Source organism: Paenibacillus sp. FSL R7-0312 (assembly GCF_038004445.1).
Classification (GTDB): domain Bacteria; phylum Bacillota; class Bacilli; order Paenibacillales; family Paenibacillaceae; genus Paenibacillus_AQ.
In genome coordinates this window covers 6,016,088-6,037,386 of the sequence record NZ_JBBORE010000001.1, presented here as the reverse complement: position 1 = coordinate 6,037,386, position 21,299 = coordinate 6,016,088, and the positions used below count along the sequence as shown (strand labels likewise).

Genomic DNA, 21,299 nt, shown 5'->3' with positions numbered 1-21,299 from the left:
AGGACCGGGAATGAGGAAGCCGTTAATCATGCTGCTCTCGATTCTCTTCAGTATGAGTGTGCTGGCAGGCTGTACATCGTCAAGCTCAGGCAGCCAGGCCGGCGGGCATGAACCGAAGCTTGAAGTGTCCTTTGAAGGGGGCGGTCTGAAGCCCGCCTTTGACGATACAGCTGTGGATGGCATGAAGGGTGTTCTGGAGAATAAGCAGCTCCGGCTGTATATGGATGAAGCTACCGGAGGTATCGCCGTCAAGAACCAGTCGGACGGAACGCTCTGGTATAGTAATCCGCCTGATCGTGAAGCCGATGCCAAGGCCAGCGGAGAGAATAAAGACCTGTTATCCGCGCAGCTCAAGCTGGATTTCTACAACAATCTGGGCCAGGTCAGCTCTGTCAATTCGTATACAGACAGCGTGGCCCACAAGCAAATGAAGCTGGAACAGACGCCGGAAGGCATCAAGGTCTTCTACCAGTTCGGAACGACCGCCAAGACGGCGGAGGATCTGCCCATGATGGTGGGCAAGGAGCGGTTCGAGGAGAAGATTGTGAGCAAGATGGATAAGACCGGGCAGCGAACCATGAAGATCGCCTACACCTTCGATGAGGAGAAGGGCGTGTATAAGCGTAACGATGAAGCGCTGAAGGGGCTGCAGCTGGAGCGGACCCTGAAGGGCTTCGAGGAAGCGGGGTACACCGAGGAGGATCTGCAGCAGGATATCACCGAGAATAACCTGAGCCAGACCAAGCCGGTGCCGCGTATCTTCCAGCTCTCGATTGAATACTCCCTTGACGGGGATCAATTGGTAGTCAAGGTTCCTGCAGCGGACATAAGGTATCCCGCCGATTATCCGGTGAATGATATCTCCGTCCTCAGCTTCCTGGGGGCCGGCGGGAGCAAGGACTCCGGTTCCATTCTGGTGCCGGACGGCTCCGGAGCGCTGATACATTTCAACAACGGCAAGACCCGTTACCCCGCATACAAGCAAGCTGTATACGGCAAGGACGGGTCCATGGAGGTCACGGATGCCTATGCGCAGCAGCAGGAGGTGAAGCTGCCGGTGTTCGGCTTGATCCGCGAGCAAGGCGCGATGCTGGGCATTATTGAGCAGGGCGCATCACTCGCCACGATTAATGCCGATACCAGCGGAAGATTGAACGGTTACAACTACGTGTATCCGAGCTTCACCCTGATTGCCAAGGGGGAGGTTACCCTGACGTCAGCCGAACAGAACCGTACCCTGCCAAGATTTCAGCAGGAGCCGCCCAAGACGGATTACGTCATCCGGTATGCGTTCCTGAGCGGAGACGAGGCGTCTTATCCCGGCATGGCGCGATATTACCAGAACTATCTGACGCAGCACGGCGGTTTGCCTGAGGCGCAGGCGGCGGGAACGCCGGAATCCCCCGTGAATACCCCCTTTTATCTGGAGCTGGTGGGCGGAATTACCAAGACGAAGCATGTGCTGGGCTTTCCTTATCAATCGCTGGAGCCGTTGACCACTTTCGATGAGGCAGAGAGTATTCTGGAACAGATGCAGCAGCGCGGCATTAACAATATCCGGCTGAAATATGCAGGCTGGTTCAACCGGGGCCTCGATCACAAAGTGCCGGACCGGCTGTCCGTAGACAAGGCGCTCGGCGGCAGCAAGGGGCTGAACCGGCTGGTGGCGTTCGCCAAGGAGCAAGGCATTCAGCTATTCCCTGACGTTGCGCTGCTCAGAGCGAACCAGGCCTCCGGCTTCAGAGTTAACCAGAAGGCTTCCCGGATGCTCAGTGAAATTCCGGCAGCCGTCTATCCGTACAATATGGCCTTGAACCGGCGGGACCGTACCGTCAGCCCTGCTTATATTATTTCACCGGCCAAGGTCGGCGGATATGTCGATGCCACGCTGAAGGAGATCGGGCCGTTTCAGACCGGCGGCATCTCGCTGAGAGACATGGCCGATCAATTGAACAGCGATTTCCGCAAGAATCATGAGATCGACCGGACAGCGTCCGAGCAGATATCGGTCCAGTCGCTGGACCGGATCACCGGACAGTCGCTCCGTATTCTCGCTGACGGCGGAAATGCCTATGCGCTGCCGTATCTGACCGATATTACCAATGCACCGGTGTCCAGCAGCCAGTTCAAGCTGGAGGATGAGGAGATCCCGTTCTATCCGATGGTGGTGCGGGGATATGTGAATTACACAGGCAAGCCGTTCAATCTGTCCACCTTCACCAGCCCCAGACAATATGTGCTGAGAAGTCTGGAGTATGGGTCCGGCCTCTATTACGAGTGGATGCATGCGCCTAACTACAAGGTGAAGGATACAGACTTCGGCAACCTGTACGCGGTCAATTATGAACAATGGATCAATCAGGCCGCCGATATGTATCTGGAAGTCAACGCGGTTATGAAAAATGTGCAGAATCAGCGGCTGACCGGTCATGAGAAGCTGGCAGACGGTGTCTATAAAAGTACCTATGAGAACGGTCTGTCCGTCATCGTCAACTACAACCGGACGGCAGTCCTTGCCGAAGGCCGCACGATAGAAGCCGAAAGCTATATTACGGGTGGTGAGCAATTGTGAAATCCATACTGAGACTGAACCGCAGAACCTATAACGATCAAAAGGCATTAATGGGCTTCTTCTATGTGCTGCCCTGGCTGCTCGGCTTCATCTTCTTCTTCCTGATTCCGTTGTTGTCTTCGCTGCGCTACAGTCTAAGCTCTGTGCAGGCCAACTCCGACGGACTGATTATTCATTTCAGCGGCTTGCAGAATTATGTGGAGGCGCTGACGGTGAATACCGAGTTCAACCGTTCGCTAGCCGATGCCATCCTGAATATGGTTATTAATGTGCCGCTCATCGTCATCTTCAGCCTGTTTCTGGCGGTGCTGCTGAATCAGAAGTTTATCGGCAGATCGCTGGCCCGGTCTATTTTCTTCCTGCCGGTTATTCTGGCCTCCGGGGTGATTCTTAGCCTGGAGAGCACCAGCTTGATTCAGGCCGTCAACGATCAGAATGCCGGGGCCGGTGCAATTCAGGGCCTGGGTACGTTCGAGCTGGAAGGAATGATGCTGGACGCGGGCTTAAGTGAATGGGTGGTTGATTATTTGAGCAGCGCCGTGGGCCGCATTTATGATATTGTGAGCCAGTCCGGTGTACAGATTCTGATCTTCCTGGCCGGCATCCAGACGATCTCGCCGCAGCTATACGAGGCTTCTAAGATGGAAGGGGCAACCGGCTATGAAGCTTTTTGGAAAATCACCTTCCCCATGGTCAGCCCGCTCATTCTGGTGAATGCCATCTATACGATTATCGACTCCTTCTCCAATAACGCCATGACGGATTTGATCCGGGAGACGGGCTTCACCCAGTTCAATTTCGGACTAAGCTCGGCGATGGCCTGGCTGTATTTCGCAGCCGTTGCCTTGATTCTGGCTGTCAGCAGCTACCTGATTTCGAGGAAGGTCTTCTATTATGATTAAAAGGAGGATGGGAGCATTGCATGCAAACCGTTTGCTGTCGCTGGAACGCTGGAAGAAATGGATATGGTCCTTCGTGCGGCTGACACTCATTGCAGGCCTGGCGTTCGTGATCCTCTATCCGGTGCTTCAGAAGATTTCCACGGCATTCAAGGATAAAAGCGATCTGTATTCGCCAATCGTCGTCTGGCTTCCCGAGCATTATACGCTCGACAATTTCATTAAGGCGATCAGCATCATGGATTACTGGCAGGCCTTGCTGAATACCTTCACGCTGTCGGCGCTGACTACGCTCCTGACCGCCATATCCTGCGCTCTCGCGGGATACGGCTTCGCCCGGCTGAAGTTCAAGGGAAGCCAGCTTCTGTTCGCCGGGGTCATACTGACGATCCTGGTTCCGCCGATCACGATTCTGATTCCGGTCTACCTGAATTTGAAGGATTTCAGCCTGATGGGGCTGATTCCGCTGCTGACCGGCAAATCGGTCAATCTGCTTAACACCTACTGGCCGTTTATCTTAACGTCAGCAACGGCGAACTCCTTGAAGGCGGGGCTGTACATTTTTATCTTCCGGCAGTTCTTCAGGGGGATTCCCAAGGAGGTGGAGGAAGCGGCTTATATCGACGGGGCAGGCGTGGGCAAAACCTTCTACAGAATTATGCTGCCCAACGCCATACCTTCCATCGTTACGGTGCTGCTCTTCTCGTTTGTGTGGCAGTGGAACGACAGCTTCTTCACCACGACCTATCTGACCTCAAGCAAGGTGATGGCGACCCAGCTCGGCTCGCTGCCTTATAATCTGGCGATTCTGCTGGAGGACGGAGTAAGTTCCAAGGCAGACCCTTTCTATCTGAGCATGGTTCAGGATACCGGGATTCTGCTGGCGATTCTGCCGCTGATTATCATCTACCTGTTCGTGCAGCGGTATTTCGTGGAGAGTATTGAACGTACAGGAATTGTCGGTTAAACCGTGAATGACGAGAAGGAGAGGATGATTGTGACCAAAAAAGGCAGACTGAGGCTCCCGGCCAGACTGGCCCGGAGCCTGGTCTTCGCCGCAGCGCTCCTGTGGCTGTCCGGCTGCTCCGGCCCGGGCGACAATGCTGCTCCGGCAACCTTGCCGCCGGAGCAGCAGGAGATCGGGGGGGGAGCCGCGACAGCGGTCCCGTCTGGGGCAGCGGCTTCCACTGGGGCCCCGGCCGCTAAAGCTTCGCCCGAAGCTGCAGCGGAGCCTGCGGTGCAGGCGGAGGTTCCGCCGCTGGCGGCGGCGTATGCCGATTACTTCCGCATAGGGGCAGCGGTTGAACCGGAACAGCTGGAGGGACCCGCAGCAGAGCTGCTGAAGCGGCATGTGAACTGGCTCGTGGCCGAGAATGCCATGAAGCCGGATGCGATGGAGCCTGCAGAGGGCAGCTTCACCTGGGAGCGGGCGGACCGCATTGTGGACTTCGCCAAGGAGAACGGCATGGAGCTGCGCTTCCATACGCTGGTCTGGCACAACCAGACGCCGGATTGGTTCTTCCGGGATGAGGCGGGCGGGGCGATGGTCGATGAGACCGATGCATCGAGACGCGAAGCGAACAAGAAGCTGCTGCTGAAGCGGCTGGACAGCTTTGTCACCGCGGTTGTCAGCAGGTATAAGCAGGACATTACCTCCTGGGACGTTGTGAATGAAGTCATCGAGCCGGGAGACCCGGACGGAATGCGGGCCAGCAACTGGTACAGGATTACCGGCACCGAATTCATCGAGACGGCCTTCCGGGCGGCCCGCAAGGCCGGGGGACCGGACATCAAGCTGTATATCAATGACTACAATACGGATGATCCGGTGAAGCGGGACAGATTGTACGGGCTGGTGAAGGAAATGCTGGAGAAGGGGGTACCGATTGACGGGGTGGGGCACCAGACGCATATTAGTCTGGAATACCCCGCCACTGAGCGCATTATAGAATCGCTGGAGCAGTTCCACACGCTGGGACTCGACAATCAGATCACCGAGCTGGATATGAGCCTGTACGTCTATAACGATCTCAGCGATGTCGGCCCGGAGGTTCCGGGGGACATCCTGCAGCAGCAGGCTGAGCGGTACGGGGAATTATTCGATGCGCTGAGAGCACACAAGGAGCTGCTAAGCGGAGTTATGTTCTGGGGAATCGCGGATGACCATACCTGGCTTAGCACCTTCCCGGTAGCCCGGACCGAGGCGCCGCTGCTGTTCGACAGGCAGCATCAGCCCAAACCGGCGTTCCAGGCGGTCACCGGCTTCTAAGTAGTAAAGATCTGGTAAGCCGGGCAAGAATTGCACCTTACAATTCCTTTTGCTTTGCTTGGATAATATAATATTCCGGTATATATATTCTTGCAAAGTGAGGTTGCAACTGGTGCCCAAAACAATCAGGAACAGAATGATCTGGACTGTCGCAGCATGTATGGCCGTAGGGCTGATGACCGCTTGTGAGAGGAATAATAGTCTTCCGGAGCGTTCTCCGGTCCCGCAGGGACAGACGGGGGGCGCTCCGCTATATCAGGAGCCGGGTCTAAGCAGGTATGATCCGCCCGTTGAGCTTTCTTTTGTACGCGAGAACAACGATGCGCTTGAAGAGATACTGAAGGAATTGCCGGGGGAGACGCTGGAGCATAACCGCTGGACCGATCTGTATGAAGAGGTGCTGGGCATTAAGGTCACCTATGACTGGACGGAGTGGAGCTCCATCTACTCCCGCAAGCTGGGCGTATCCCTGGCCTCCGGTGATATTCCCGATATTGTGCGGGTGAATGCCTCGCAGTTAAGGGTGCTCAGCAACGCGGGGCTGATCCAGGATCTGACGGAGGTCTACAGCAAGTATGCCACGCCGCTGACCCGGCAGGTGTTGAGCGAGGAAGGAACAGGACCCTTCGATACCGCCACCATTGACGGCAGGCTTATGGCGATCCCGGAGACCAATTCGTCTATTGAAGGCGCTATGTTCCTGTGGATTCGCACGGACTGGCTGGAAGACCTGGGCCTGGAGCCGCCGCAGACGATGGAGGATGTGCTGGCAATCTCGAAAGCGTTTACCGAGCGGGACCCCGACCGGAACGGCAGGCAGGATACCTACGGGCTGGCAACGACCAAATATCTGTGGGACCCGGTAATGGGACTTACCGGGTTTATGGCCGGTTATGGCGCGTATCCGGGGATCTGGGTACAGGACAAGACCGGCAAGCTGGTCTATGGAGGCATCCAGCCGGAGGTCAAGAAGGCCTTGCTGGTGCTTCAGGACATGTACAGGACGGGGCAGATCGACAGGGAATTCGCCTTCAAGGACGGGGTCAAGGCCGGTGAATGGATCGAGAATGAACAGATCGGAATGTTGTACGGCGAGCAGTGGGGATCATTCCTGGTTCAGCTCAGCCGTATACACAATCCGCAGGCCCAGTGGCAAGCCTTCCCGCTTGTATCGGAATCCGGGGCCCCGCCGAAGGTTCCGCTTCCGTTCAGCACCAGCCATTTCCTGGCGGTCAGACAAGGGATAAAGCATCCTGAAGCGCTCATCAAGCTGATCAACCTGCATCTGGAGAAAAACTGGGGAGCGACCAGCGAGGTAGAGCGGTTCTATAACGCTCCGCAGGCGGTATGGAAGCTGTCACCCGTGACACCGTTTCCGGTCCGGAAGAATCTGGAGGCCTTCCAGCAATTGGAGACCTTCCGGCGGGACGGTGATGCCTCGGTGCTTAAGGATGAAGCGAAGACGATCCAGAAGCGGATTGCCGCCTATGAGGCCGGTGGTCCGGATAGCGAGACAGGCTGGGGCTGGGAGAAGACGTACGGGGTTTCGGGTGCTTTTTCCATCCTGGACAGGTATGAACGTAAATCTCAGCTACTCTATGAGAGCTTCGTCGGTGCACCTACAGAGACGATGATTGAGAAGCAGAATATTCTATATAATCTTCAGATTGACTCCTTTCTGGATATCATTCAGGGAAGACCGATCAGCCAGTTCGATGATTTCGTTGCCCAGTGGAACAAGCTTGGCGGCGAGCAGATCACGGCTGAGGTCAATGAGTGGTATGCGGAGAAGGGCGGGAACCGGAAATGATCTGGCATGAAGAAAGCATCGGAGGCGGTACACTTGCTTAAATTTCCTGCGGTGTCCATGCGCCACACTATTTTTATCCGGATGGTCGTTACTTATCTCGCAATTATTCTGCCGATTCTGCTGCTTGGCCTCTATCTGTACAACTGGAGTTACCGCAATGCAAGCCAGGATCTGTCCAGAGCCACGCTGTCGCAATTGACCTATTACCTGGAGGACCTGAACCGCGAGGTGGAATGGATGGAGATCCAGCAGTATGATCTTGCCCAGGATACCGAATTGAACAAGATTGCCGTAACCTGGAGCTACATGGACGATGTGGAAAAAAGAGAAAGCCTGAACTACGTTACGCAGCGGCTCACCTCCCTGAAGAACAGCAGCGCCTACATCGGCGATGTGTTCGTTCATATCCGTACGATCAACAAAACGTTGTCCGCGATGAACGGCATTGATGAGCTAGACAGCGGCAAGTTCAATTTCTTCCGGTCCGTCGATCTGAGAAAAGAAGGCCGGCTGATCAACTGGAACAACTCCCTGGAGCTGAGCGTGACCCAGTCCAGCGGCAGAATGGGCGAGCCCCCGCTGTTCATCGTGCAGATTGAGCTGGACAATGAGAAGCTGAAGGATTCGCTCCGGGCCATTAACGCCTATGAAGAGAGCGGCTCTCTGCTGGTCTCGAGGCAGACGGATTATGCGCTCGGAACCGAGAACAGCTCTCCGGAGCTGATTGAGAGCTATCACCAGGCCATTGATGAAGGGGACCTGTACAACTGGGAACTGGACGGAACACGGTATCATATCGACAGCTTCACCTCAGACAAGCTGGGGATGGCTGTAGCCACCTATTTGCCGGAGAAGGCGGTCAAGCGCCCGCTGACCAAGTTTGTGGTCTGGGCCTGGCTGTTCGCGGCTGCTTCCTTCCTGGCGGTGCTTATCTATTCCTATGCCACCTATAAGTTCGTACAGAAGCCGCTGCTTGTACTGATCCGCAGCTTCAAGCGGATGGAGAGCGGTTCGCTTGATATTCAGATTGACCATGCCCGCAAGGATGAATTCGGCTATCTGTATCTCCGCTTCAACCAGATGCTCAGCAGGCTGCGGATGCTGATTGATCAGGATTATACCCAGAAGCTGATGATGCAGCGGGCGGAGCTGAAGCAGCTTCAGTCGCAGATCAACCCGCATTTTCTGTACAACAGCTTCTTTATTCTCAGCTCGCTGGCCAAGCAAGGGGACAGTGACCGGATTGAGGACTTTTCGGGGATGCTGGGCGAATATTTCAGATTCATCACCCGTAACGGGGAGGATAATGTCCGGCTCGCGGAGGAGACCAGGCATTCCCGGATGTATACGGAGATCCAGAAGATGCGGTTCTCCAGACGCATTCTGGTCCGGTTCGACGAGCTGCCGGAAGCCATGGAGGAGCTACGTGTTCCGCGCCTGATTCTCCAGCCCATTATCGAGAATGCCTATGAGCATTGTCTGGAGAAGCAGGCGGAGGAGGGGGAACTGCGGGTTGCTTTTGAGCAGGGGGAGGAAGAAATCCGGATCATTGTCGAGGACAATGGAAGCGGGCTGACGGATGAAGCGATCGAGGCCTTGGGGCATCGGCTGAATCAGAACGGCGGAACGCATGAAATCACCGGCATGGGCAATATTCACCGGCGCATCCAGCTCATCTACGGGGAAGGCAGCGGCTTGTTCCTGCATAGAAGCACGCTGAACGGCCTCAGGGTCGAGATCCGAATTAGACTGACAGGAGGTGAAGGGCTTGTACAGACTTCTGATCGTTGACGATGAAGAGATTATAACAGACGGCTTATACGAGGCCTTCAATCAGCTTATTCCCGACAAGCTCGATGTCTACAAGGTCTATTCGGCCAAAGCGGCACTGGAGTGGCTCTCCCGCACCCGGATCGATATTGTGCTGACGGATATTCGGATGCCCGGGATGAGCGGACTCGAAATGTCTGAGCAAATCCGTGAATTCTGGCCGCGGTCGAGGATTGTATTCCTGACCGGCTACAGCGAGTTCGATTATGCCTACAGAGCGCTGCAAATTCCCGGTGCCCGTTACCTGCTTAAGACGGAAGGCTTCGACAAGATTATTGAGACGGTGCAGGAGGTGCTGCTGGAGATTGAGCAGGGCAACCAGCTGAGCGAGCTTCTGGAGCAGTCCAGGGAGCAGCGTGATTCGATGGAAATAGCGGCGCAGGGCGATTATCTCCGTCATCTGCTTCAGGATAGCCAAGTCTTGTGTGCGGATGTGCAGACGTTAAGCACGGATTTCCTTAAACTGGGCATCAGCCTGGAGCCCGGGTCCCCGGTGATGCTGATTCTTGGACGGCTCACGTACCCGGAGGGCACCTCCTACATGGACCGGAGCGAGATTCTGACTTCTTCCCGGCTAATCTGGAATTCCCATCTGGCGGAGATGACCCGGCATACCTGGGTACTGGACAGACACGGGGATCTCTTATGGCTGCTCCAGCCCCTGCATCATGCCGAAGCTGTATTTGGCGGGCATTTGTCGCGGTATCTGGAAGGGACGCTGGAGCTGATCCAGGATTCCTTCCGGCAGACGCTTGGCCTGCCTGTTGCTTTTACGGTCAGCGGCTCGGCCTGCGCCTGGACGGAGATCGGGCGTCACTACGAACGGCTCCACCGTCTGCAGCAGGTGAAGATCGGTGACGGCATCTCCATGGTGCAGATTGACCGGAGCGGCCCGCCGGAGCCGGACGGAATCAGGGAGACGGGGGTCCGGCTCCAGCAGCGGGTGGAGAATCTTGCGGCGCATCTGGATGCCGGCCGGCGGGAGCGGTTCGCAGAGACGCTTGAAGAGATCACGGAAGGCATCCATTCCAGCGTCTCCGTAGAAGAAGCTGCGGAGCTGTATTATACAGCTGCCCTTGTCCTGCTGTCCCATTTGAACCGTTCGGAGTACTATAGCCTTGTCAATGAATATAGCAAGCTGATGCGGCTTGACGAGCATTCGTCCCTGAAGGAGGGCTTCTATTATCTGGAGAAGCTGGCCTCCGATCTCTTTGAGCTTAGAAGCACTGCCGAGAAGGAGCGCTCCTTAGAGGTGATTGAGCGGATCTGCGAGTATATCCACAGCCATCTGGGTGAGGACCTGTCTTTGGTACGGCTGGCCGAGCTTCACTATTTCAACCCGTCGTATCTGTCCCGGTTCTTCAAGCAGGAGCAGGGCATTAATCTGTCGGAGTTCATCGACCATTGCCGGGCGGTGAAGGCGAAGGAGCTGCTGGGGAACGAGGCGCTCAAAATACGTGATGTGGCGCTGTATGTCGGCTATGAGGCTCCTCACTCCTTCACCCGGTTCTTCAAAAAAATGACGGGGATGACTCCCCAGGAATTCAGGGAGTCTATGCATATAAAACTATAATCTGCCAGTCTATTAACTATAATCAGACAGGTTTCCCCCCCATCTCCCTGGAGAGTACAATTCAATTGTATTCGCTTTCATTACTACGGCATAAGCCGATTCCCCAAACAAGAAGGAGATGGGTATCTGTGAGAAAAAGGAAGTTGAACTGGTCCATCAAGCTGCTGGTTATGATGGCGCTGCTGCTGGTTCCTATGCAGTCCGGCGGCGGTACCGCAAGTGCCTGGGAGGGAACTCCCGTGTCCAAGCTCCATGTCAGCGGCAATCAGCTGGTGAACGGCAGCGGGCAGCCTGTACTCCTCAGCGGCTGGCATCAGCCTACCGGAGCCTACTGGACGTATCAGAACAGTAACTATTATCTGAACCGCAACGCAGGGAACCGTCATGCGGCCACCCTGGAGTACCTTAAGGAAATTACGGACACCTTCACCAGCACCTCGGGCAAATACGGCAACAGCCATGGCTGGTATTCGAACCAGGTCCGCTTGTTCATCGACCGGGAGGATATGGGGGATGTGGCGGCAGGAACCTATAACTTCGCAGGGCTTCAAGCGGCCACCCAGAATGTGATTATCCCTTATGTCCAATATGCGAAGACGAAAGGGCTGTATGTCACACTGGGGTTAGATTTCACCCTGCTGGATAACAAGGCGACCACCCAGGCCAATCTGGACAAGTTCAATCAGATCTGGGGTTACCTGGCCTCCCAGCCGGCCCTAAAAAGCGCAGATAATGTGATGTTCGAGCTGGTTAACGAGCCGGTGCTGAGCGATGTGAACGGACAATGGGGCGGAAATCCCTCCCAGCCTAACTTCGAGGCCTTCTGGAATTCACTGAAGAACTTCCAGAACTCCATGATCTCCACGATCCGCAGTAAGGGCGCGGATAATGTGATCTGGGCTGCAGGACTCGGATGGGACCAGCATTACCAGCTGACCGCATCCAATCCGCTTACGGACCCGCTGAACAACTACGGCTATGCCGTACACTGGTATCCGGGCTACGGCGCGTATGACGATTTCAATTCGCTTCAGCAGATCTGGGATAGCAGCATCAAGCCTGCTGCCGATAAGTACCCGATCAATATTACCGAGACCACCTGGTTCAAGAGACAGCCGGGAGACTCCGAATATTGGGATCTGTTCAACGGTACGAACGCAGGCTTCGGCAAGAACACCAAAGCGATCTTCACCGCAGCCGGTAATGTCAGCATTGCCGTCCATATGAACGGCTTCCTGCTGGACCCCGGCCCCAAAAGCTCCTTCGCAGACCCGGACGGCGGACTGATGTATGACGGCAATGCCACCCGGGACGGAATGGCGCGGTTTATCTTCGAATGGTATTATGAGCGGGCGCAGTTCAATCCCTGGAACGGGGTATGGAACGGGGTAACCAACAATGCGAAGTATAAGCTGATCAACCGGGCGTCAGGCAAAGCGATTGATGTTCCGAACGGGCAGAATACGAACTCCCTTCAGCTTCAGCAATGGCCGGAGAATACTGCGGCTGCCCAGCAATGGACAGCTACCGATATGGGCACGTACAATAACGTGTACCGGCTGCGCAGTGTGAACTCTTCGGACAACAAAGTGATGGATGTGCGAAACGGAACGAAGAATAACGGCGAAGCCATCCAGCTGATGCAGGATTTGAACAACACGGCCCAGCAGTTCAGACTGATTAAGCTGAGTAACGGGTACTGGAGCATTCTGAACGTGAACAGCAACAGAGCCGTTGAAGTCACAGGAGCCTCCAGTGCGGACGGCGCGAAGCTGCAGCAGAACCTGTACCGCGGCGATCTGCACCAGCAATGGAAGCTGGTTCAGGTGAATTAAAGGGTAAGCGCAAAACACAGAGCTTCCTTCTCCTGCGGGGTCCGGGATCATACCGGACTCCGCAGGGGGACGGGAGTTTTTTTGCGGTGGTGCGGGGGGAAGAGGGCGGGCGTGGGAGCAAATATGTGCGAAAAACCGAATACATTAGACGGGCGCCGAGTGCGAAGGTCAAATGTGTGCGAAAACAAACATGTCTTTCAAGGCACAACTCCAGCATGAAAATGAGCAGCGTGGCTAAAAAACAGAACATCGTCTTTTCATTTATTTAACATATTTTAACGGAAAACCGAACACAATTAGGCCGGGTGGGTAGCGTAAGCCGAATGTAATCGAAAAACCGAACACAATTGGACTGGACGCGCCACGTAGGCCGAATGTAATCGAAAAACCGAACACAATTGGACTGTGAGCGCCACGTAGGCCGAATGTAATCGAAAAACCGAACACAATTGGACTGGACGTGCCACGTAGGCCAAATGTAATCGAAAAACCGAACACAATTGGACTGGGAGCACCGCGTAGACCGAATGTAATCGAAAAACTGAACACAATTGGACTGTGAGCGCCACGTAGGCCGAATGCAATCGAAAAACCGAACACAATTGGACTGGGTGCACCGCGTAGGCCAAATGTAATCGAAAAACCGAACACAATTGGACTGGGAGCACCGCGTAGGCCAAATGTAATCGAAAAACCGAACACAATTGGACTGGGTGCACCGCGTAAGCCGAATGTAATCGAAAAACCGAACACAATTGGACTGTGAGCGCCGCGTAGGCCGTGCGTTTATCGCAGTGCCAGACGTATTTTCACAGAAAAACCGAATACATTGAACAGGCGCGGGGTGAGGGCCTAATTCCGCCTTCAAATCAAATTTAGAAAAGCAACATACGTCGATATGAAAGCAACGTGAAGCTATAGATTACAAGGATTATGTGTGTTTAAATACATAAAGAATACAGCATTTGCTCTGGAACCTACATTTGGAGTGATGCGAAAGGATGAATACTGATCATGGACAAACAACTGGTGGACAAACAGCAACAGCTCGGCTTGACGCCTCCGATGGGCTGGAACTCATGGAACACCTTCACCTGGGATATTAACGAGCAGTTGATCCGGGAGGCCGCCGATACCCTGGTGGCAGACGGTTATAAGGCTGCGGGATATGATTACATTGTCATTGACGACTGCTGGAGTCTGAAAGAACGGGACAAGGATGGCAAGCTGGTCGCTGATCCGGTCAAATTCCCGAGCGGAATGAAGGCGCTTGCAGATTATATTCACTCCAAGGGACTGAAGTTCGGCATGTACTCTTGTGTAGGCACACATACCTGCGCCGGGTATCCGGGGAGCTTCGAGCATGAATTCCAGGATGCGGAATCTCTGGCTGAATGGGGCGTGGATTTTCTTAAGTATGACTATTGCTTCAAGCCCAGACACATGTCGGGAGAGCTGCTGTACAAGCGGATGAGTCTCGCACTGAAGAACTGCGGCAGAGACATTCTGTTCTCCGCGTGCAACTGGGGCGAGGACAACGTCTATCAGTGGATTCGTGAATCCGGCGCTCATATGTACCGCTCTACCGGAGATATCCAGGACAGCTGGGAATCCATCAAGACCCAGGCTCTGTCGCAGCTGGATAAAGCCGCCTACACCGGGGCCTACTGCCATAATGACCTGGATATGTTGGTAGTCGGCATGTACGGAGGCAGCAACAGCGACTTCATCGGCAGTCAGATCGGCGGCTGCACGGATGTGGAGTACAAGACCCACTTCTCACTATGGAGCCTGCTGGGTTCCCCGCTGATGATCGGCAGCGATATCCGCAAGGCCAACGAGGCCACCAAGAATATTCTGTTGAACCCGGATCTGATTGCCATCAATCAGGATGTGGAGAGCCGCGGGGCTTACCGCATCAAGCCGGAACCCCAGTGGTTCCATGCAGATGATGTGTTCATGCTGGTCAAAGTATTGTCGGACGGAGACCTTGCGATCGGCTTCTTCAACCTGAGCGATGGACAAAGAGAAATGTCGCTGCAATTCTGGGATTTCGGACTCCCGTATGCCTCCGGCAAATCGCTGTCCCTGTATGACTGCTGGGAGCATAAAGAGCTTGGTGTATTCAGAGAACGATATGCTCCGGTCGTCGCAGCCCATGATTGTCTGATTGTGCGGGCCAAATTGGTGTAGGAAGAGAAGTGCGTGAGCGTGAACATGAATAGAACATGCAGACAATGCGGCGTTCCCCTGGTGACGGATGATGTGGCGATCTACCTGAAGCTTGTTACGCGCAACGCGCAAGACTTCCTGTGTATAGACTGTCTTGGCGAGCAGCTGAAATGCGGACGCGAGCCGATTGAGCGGCTGATCAAGTATTTCAGGGAATCGGGAAAATGCGTGTTGTTCCGTTAGTTGTACTACTTGCATTACCCCCTATTGGCAGGCGCGGAAGAAAGCAGCGGACAGAATGCTGCGCCACGTGCTTGCTGGCAGGGGGTTTTTGGGCTACCTGTATAGCGTTGCTTCATCGGTCGTATATGCTTATTGTCTGGTGTGGTCATCTTTTCCAGCCTCATGTTTATATTCCGGGCGATCAATCTCTTCCAGGCGTCTAATCAGCTGCGGAGCCCACTCTCTGAATTCCTATACAAGAACGCGGTGAATCTTGGAGCAGCATTAGTATGGGTGTGGCTGGGACTGGTAGCTGGTAGCTATCTGCGGGTGTGACTGGGACTGGTAGCTGGTAGCTATCTGCGGATGTGATGGGGACTGGTAGCTGTAGCTATCTGCGGATGTGACTGGGACTGTGGCAGGAAATAGCAGTTGGATTTTCTCCACTTGCTTAGGGGTGGAGGAGGCCTTGCCGGGAAACGGTTGGAAAAACAGCACTTAATTTGCTGCCAAACGATCAGAGCAGGGGAAATGCATGAAATTAAATGACGTTTATCCAATTAAATTCCTCAGAAGCTCCCAATCATCCCAATTAAGATACGTTTATCCAACTAAAACCCGGGGCTCTTTAGCAAAATAGCAGTAGATGTACGAGAAGCTACAGTAGAACCGAAACAAGAACCTAAACAAGACCCGAAACAGCAGAGTAGCGATTCTCCAGGTACCAGGTAACGGGAGAATCGCTGCTCTTTTTGATCTATATGGTGTTGGGCACGGACCTCGTCTGTCTCAACTTGCCGGAATTATAACTGTGGATCAGCCCCGGCAGGCGGGAGCATGATGCCACATGTCTTTAGTTCATTACTTTCGCTTGCACCAGCAAGCGGAGGATGACGGTTGCCGCTTCCGCACGGGTAGCGGATTGCCCCGGTTGGAACAGACCGGCCGGTGTTCCGGTGATCAGGCCAGCCTGAACCGCCTTGTCTATATCCTGCTGCGCCCAGCCCGCAATCTTGTCTGCATCCTTGAAGGCTGCAGGCTGAAGCTCTGAAGCTGGGAGCGGCGAGCCTGCAAGGGCCATCGCCTTAACCAGAATAACGGTCATCTCCTGGCGGGTAATGATATCGTTCGGCCGGATATTACTGTCCGTTCCGCCCCGCACCAGACCCAACTCAGCGGCTGTTCCGACGCTTCCGGTGTACCACACACCGGAGGGGATATCCTTGAACGAAACGTCTGCCGAACCGGAGGAGGAGTAGCCCAGTGCACGAACCATCATCGCTGCGAATTCCGCGCGGGTTGTGGTAGCGTTTGGTGCGAATTGGCTATCCGTTAAGCCGGTGAGGATGTACTTTGAGGCCAGCTTTTCGACGGATGCCTGTGCCCAGTGTCCCTTGATATCCTCGAATGTCTTGTTGCTTGAAATCACCGCAAATGTGCCGTTACTTGGACTGTAGAAGGTTACACCGGTGCCGTTGAAGACAGCCGGAACGAAGGTGAAGCTTCCGTCCTTCTCGATCCGCACCACAGTAGTATTACGGCTGTCCGCCGGAGCATCGAGCTGCAAGGTGCCACGGGAATAGCTGCCCTTAAACCCCGGGATCACCACCGTACGTCCATTGGCTTCAACCGTTACCGTGTACTCAATGGCAGGGCTGATTAATTTGCCCTTGGCTGCCAGAACAGCCTGAACGATCTCTTGCTGCCGCTGTTCCGGCAAGACCATCATACTGACCTTGAGCTTCCAGTCATCGGTTCCCAATTGCTGTCCCCAAGCAGCGGTATCTACCGCTTTTACAGGGAAGTGGAAGGTGCCGAGCGGAGACGAGACGGTGAGCTGTTCCGCCGCTTTTACCTTCTGGGCATCCAATGTGGCTGTGGCAGTAGCTCCTGTAACCTCTGCTTCGACGGTCAAAAGACCGCTGCCGCTTGGTGCTTCCGGCTGCACAGGATTGACCGAGCCAACGGTAGTCCCACCGCCGTTGCCGCTACCGGCGTTCGTACCGCTATTGTTACCGCCGCCGTTGCCGCCGCCGCCAGTTTCACCGCCGCCGTTGTTGCCGCCGCCAGTTTCACCGCCGCCGTTGTTGCCGCCGCCAGTTTCACCGCCGCCGTTGTTGCCGCCGCCAGTTTCACCACCGCCGTTGTTGCCGCCGCCAGTTTCACCACCGCCGTCAGTCACAAGCGTATGCCGCGGGTAAATATCGAACCGGTCGAACGCAGGCGCGTATTGGCGCGGGACCGCTGTGTAAGGAGTGAAGCCTTGCGCGCCGGTTCCTCCATAAGGGTTGGAGCCCCCGTCATACGTATTATTATTGGAGAAGCGGATGCTGTTAGTGCCTGCTTTCAGTTCAACATCCAAGGTCTGTGTGGCGAACTGCTGCCATGAGATGGTGTTCTTGAAAAAGACGGTCTGCGGCTCGCTGCCATTGACGCTGACCTGTGTATACCGTTCAACAACGTCGTTGTTGTAGGCATGCGTCCCGGCGCTTTCGCCGTTCGCGTAGGTTACGACGAGCTTATAGGTACCTGCTTTGGACACTGTGATGTCCTTCAGCTCCAGATACCGCTCTGCTCCGTCGTAGGAGGTAATGCCATTCACATATTTGCCGCCTGAGGCGTATTTGGCAAAGGCATCCTCCCGAACCAGCGGCAGCTCGGAGCCGGCCGGAGTACCTACGACCGTTGCCGCCTCTGCCTCAACGGAATATACAGAAGTCTGGCTGACGAAGGCTGCGTTAATATAATCCAGGCTAAGCGCAGCGCTGGAACGCACATCAACCAGGTTAATGCCTGTGCGTAAGAAGGTAGGTACTGTAGCGGTCTGCCATTGTCCGCTGGTATTGGTAACAGGCAGATCTACTAGCGGCTTGCGGTCATGTTGGATTTGCAGGCTGCCCGCACCCGATGCTGCATAGCGGATCTGCAGATCATACATGCCGTCCTCCAGCACACTTACAACAAAACGGGTGTTGGCGTTCTGGCTACTGCCGTAACCGGTCACATATCCGGCACCCTCGAAGCCTTCCAGGCTGCTCTCTCTCGACAACCCCAGCGCAGGATCATAGTCGGCAAATTCCGCCTGTACACGGTAATTCGCTTGTGCGCCCGGCATACCGCTATAAGTTACTTCCATCGCGTCAAGGGTGGATTCGCCCTGGCCTGCTTCTCCCGTATCCGGGTTGTACTTGCTGATGCCGATGGAATGCGTCCCTTGCGTCAGATCGGCAAAGATCGTATTGCTTCCCAGCAGCTGCATGTTGTAATCTGCACGCAGAACCACCTTCGTTGCCGGGTGATCATCAATTTGGATGAACCATTCGGAATTGATCCGCTGATTCGCATCTCCGGTATTGGATTGATTGCGCAGGGTGGAGGTTGCGCCGCTGCCGCCAATCAGATCCAGCCGGTAGCTCCCATCCGCCGGAACCGTAACATCTGTCCATTTCACCAGGCTTTCCGCAGCCTTGATGCCTTGGACGTACTGGCCGTTCGAGGCAGAGCGTCCGGTGCTCTTGCGCGGATAGTGATCCGTCAGGGTCACATTGGTCCGCACCTCTGCATTCTCAGCCTCGAAGCGCTTATAGAAAGTCTCCTTCGGGGCGTGATCGACAGCCGGAGTAATGACTGCATAATACGCCGAGGTGTAATCGTTCAGGTTGACATCCAGTGTGACCGAGCCGTTCTTGACGGAATAATCACGGTCAAGAATCTGGGTAGGCTCAACGAGGAATCCGGTTAAGCCCGTATATCCAGCGTGCCATACGGTGATATGAACGGCTTCTGCGTCTGTGAGGAAGGAGGGGCTGTTCCCATTGCCGGTCACATTGTTGAACACGATCTGGCTATCTCCCTGTGTACCTCCGAACGCGATACTGGCCTGCTTTTTGTTATCCTGAATGGAGCTTAGCCCGTACAAGCCGGGGCCGAAGGCGTCATTCTCATGTCTGGCATTGATGACCTCGATCTTGGCCATGTCGCCGCCCATCATGTCGGCATACCATTTGTAGAGCCACCATGCCCCGTTAGGCTCATTCTGCCCGGCGAGCAGGGACCCGTAGGAGTTGGCCGTGTTCCAATACGGCAGCATACTGTTCATTTTCAGCTCATCATAACGTGCAATGTAATGAATAAGCGAGCCGCCTACGGCAATCTCCGAGGTAGCGGCATACTCATTGATGTCCACCTTGATCGGGAAGGGCACCGTCCGGTCCGGATACAGCTCTTTATAGCGCTGCACGGACCTCTCTTCCACCGTCCGGAAGGTGGCCACATTCGAGGGAGCCTGGTTGAAGGCTTTATCCCACAGCATATGCCAGCTGATAATGTCCGGCAGACAGTCATTCTCTACGCAGTAGGGAATGAAATCCTCGAATACCTTGGCTCCGTACTGGGTCAAATTCACCCCGGAAATGACGGCGCCGGGGTCAATCTCTTTGATCTTCTTCGTTACTGCCAGCCAGTCGCTGTTGAATACGGCTCTTGAATTCTTGCCCGTCTGGTTGTCTGACAGGAGCTGGGGATAACGGGTATTGTTCTGCTCAGGCTCATTGAACGGGATATAGATGAATCTTGCATCGGGGTCCTTGCCCGGATTCGCCGCCGCCCATTGCTCTTTATAGGCTTTGACTGCCGTTGTAATCGGAATGACGGCTTCCTGAATATATTCGTTAGCCGTTCTGGACGGATAGTACCAATGCTGATAATAATCCTGCATAACGATATTTACAGCTTCCCCGCCGGCCTCGAAGAAATAGTCCGACACCCGGAGCGCGTCTCCGGTCGGATGCTGGATACCGTTCGGCGGCTTCTGGGAGATATGCGAGGGCTTGATCGGAATCAGCGTGTTGATATCCGGCACATTAGGCTCGCTGATCGCATACAGTGCGCCGGAAGAGCCATGGAATACAGGTCCGAGCGAACGGTCTGCCAGATCGACCGAGATTTTGGCCGGCTTGGCTGAAGTGTTCTCTTCATGCTTCGTCTCTGCATAGAGTGCGCTTACCTGATTGGCATTTAACTGGACATTGTAAATCCGCAGATCGTCAAATTTACCCTTGATATCTCCATCCGAGGTGTAAAGCGATCTGCCGAAATCATTGAATGTCAGGGCGTCCAGATAGCCGCGCGAGAAGAAATGCTCCAGAACTGAGGTCATTGTTGCATCCGGAGAGCTTTTACCCAGATCCAGACCTTTGGTGCCCACGGGAACACCGTCCTGGTATACCTCGTAGGCCCCGCTGCTTGTCATCGTAATGACGACTTGCTGCCATTTGCCTCTAGCGGGATTGCGGTTCCAGACGATATCGCCTTTGTAGCTGGCAATTTCATTCGGATTCGTCCCGGTATATATACGGTTGCTGAACGTACCATCCCCGGCAATGACAATGAATTCTGAATCCTGCCAACCGTTTACTCCGGCGTTTGTCAGCCCCTTCTCGGCAATGGTCGAGGACAGCAGGCGTGAATAGGCGCCTGAGGATGAGTCAATATTTGCCCAGAAGGCGATGGACAGCTCATCCTCGATTCCGCTGTAGAGCTGATCCGGCAGCTTCAGCCAGCCGGTGCCGTTCCCGCCGCCGGGTAAGGAGAGGACCTCTCCGCGCTGGTCGTCGTATACAATCGACGCTACCCCTTTAAGCTCGGCGCGTTCAGCACCTGCAGCAGGATAGACGCTATTCACCACCGAGACACGGTCGACCACCTGTCCGGGGTGGAAGCTCCATTGGTACAGCGGAGCCGCCTCAGCGTTGACTTCCTTCTGTTGCACTTGATCCTGCTGGAACTGTTGCTGCTCCAGCAGTATTTGCTCAGGAGCAGACTCCGGGACCGGCAGCGGATCAGACAACTGATCCGTGGAAGCGCTTGCTAATGTAGATGGCAGAATAGTCAGGAATACCAGCATGGATATCAGTGAACGTTTAAGATGCAGCCTCAATAGAATCTCACCTCTTGTGTTTTTTTGAAATAAAAGAATTTATAGGTTTCACCTGATCACTTATCCTTTTATTTCTCGCTGAAATGGTACCATCCTTCAAAAGGACGGTGTTTCCGTCTCTACTTGGATACCTCTTGTCATTCTGGTGCAGTATTCATCTGTAGTAGTAATCGCACTGT

General features: G+C 54.7%; 11 protein-coding genes. 10 read left to right on the top strand and 1 reads right to left on the bottom strand.

Features of this window, described 5'->3' with window-relative positions:
* Positions 1-10: 10 nt before the first annotated feature.
* The 10 genes from MKX70_RS26625 (at position 11) to MKX70_RS26580 (ending at position 15,203) form a co-directional block, all read left to right on the top strand.
* Positions 11-2,572, top strand: a complete 2,562-nt coding sequence (locus MKX70_RS26625; protein WP_042235217.1) for a DUF5696 domain-containing protein — start codon at positions 11-13, stop codon at positions 2,570-2,572.
* On the top strand, positions 2,569-3,474 hold the full coding sequence (locus tag MKX70_RS26620; RefSeq protein WP_042235219.1) for a carbohydrate ABC transporter permease: 906 nt from the start codon (positions 2,569-2,571) through the stop codon (positions 3,472-3,474). Before MKX70_RS26625 ends, MKX70_RS26620 begins: the two co-directional genes overlap by 4 nt.
* Positions 3,475-3,490: 16 nt before the next feature.
* Complete coding sequence (locus MKX70_RS26615; protein WP_156123098.1) at positions 3,491-4,438, top strand: carbohydrate ABC transporter permease; 948 nt, start codon at positions 3,491-3,493, stop codon at positions 4,436-4,438.
* A 30-nt stretch (positions 4,439-4,468) separates the two neighbouring features.
* Positions 4,469-5,740, top strand: coding sequence for an endo-1,4-beta-xylanase (locus MKX70_RS26610; protein ID WP_340841198.1), 1,272 nt, complete (start codon positions 4,469-4,471; stop codon positions 5,738-5,740).
* Between the two features lie 136 nt (positions 5,741-5,876).
* Positions 5,877-7,550: an extracellular solute-binding protein gene (locus MKX70_RS26605; protein WP_445323717.1), complete on the top strand. Its 1,674-nt coding sequence runs from the start codon at positions 5,877-5,879 to the stop codon at positions 7,548-7,550.
* 33 nt (positions 7,551-7,583) lie between these two features.
* The gene (locus tag MKX70_RS26600) at positions 7,584-9,341 is read left to right on the top strand and encodes a sensor histidine kinase (protein ID WP_042235222.1); all 1,758 of its coding nucleotides are present in this window, start codon (positions 7,584-7,586) and stop codon (positions 9,339-9,341) included.
* Positions 9,319-10,953, top strand: coding sequence for a response regulator (locus MKX70_RS26595; protein ID WP_042235224.1), 1,635 nt, complete (start codon positions 9,319-9,321; stop codon positions 10,951-10,953). Before MKX70_RS26600 ends, MKX70_RS26595 begins: the two co-directional genes overlap by 23 nt.
* 128 nt (positions 10,954-11,081) lie before the next feature.
* The gene (locus MKX70_RS26590; protein ID WP_340841197.1) at positions 11,082-12,788 is read left to right on the top strand and encodes an RICIN domain-containing protein; all 1,707 of its coding nucleotides are present in this window, start codon (positions 11,082-11,084) and stop codon (positions 12,786-12,788) included.
* Positions 12,789-13,802: 1,014 nt separating this feature from the next.
* Positions 13,803-14,981 carry a glycoside hydrolase family 27 protein gene (locus tag MKX70_RS26585; protein WP_340841196.1) on the top strand — a complete coding sequence of 393 codons (1,179 nt, stop codon included), beginning with the start codon at positions 13,803-13,805 and terminating at the stop codon, positions 14,979-14,981.
* Positions 14,982-14,993: 12 nt separating this feature from the next.
* A complete protein-coding gene (locus tag MKX70_RS26580; RefSeq protein ID WP_197073143.1) occupies positions 14,994-15,203 on the top strand; it encodes a hypothetical protein in 210 nt (69 codons plus the stop codon).
* Positions 15,204-16,035: 832 nt separating this feature from the next.
* Here the strand turns inward: MKX70_RS26580 and MKX70_RS26575 are convergent.
* A complete protein-coding gene (locus MKX70_RS26575; RefSeq protein WP_340841195.1) occupies positions 16,036-21,120 on the bottom strand; it encodes an S-layer homology domain-containing protein in 5,085 nt (1,694 codons plus the stop codon).
* Positions 21,121-21,299: the final 179 nt, after the last annotated feature.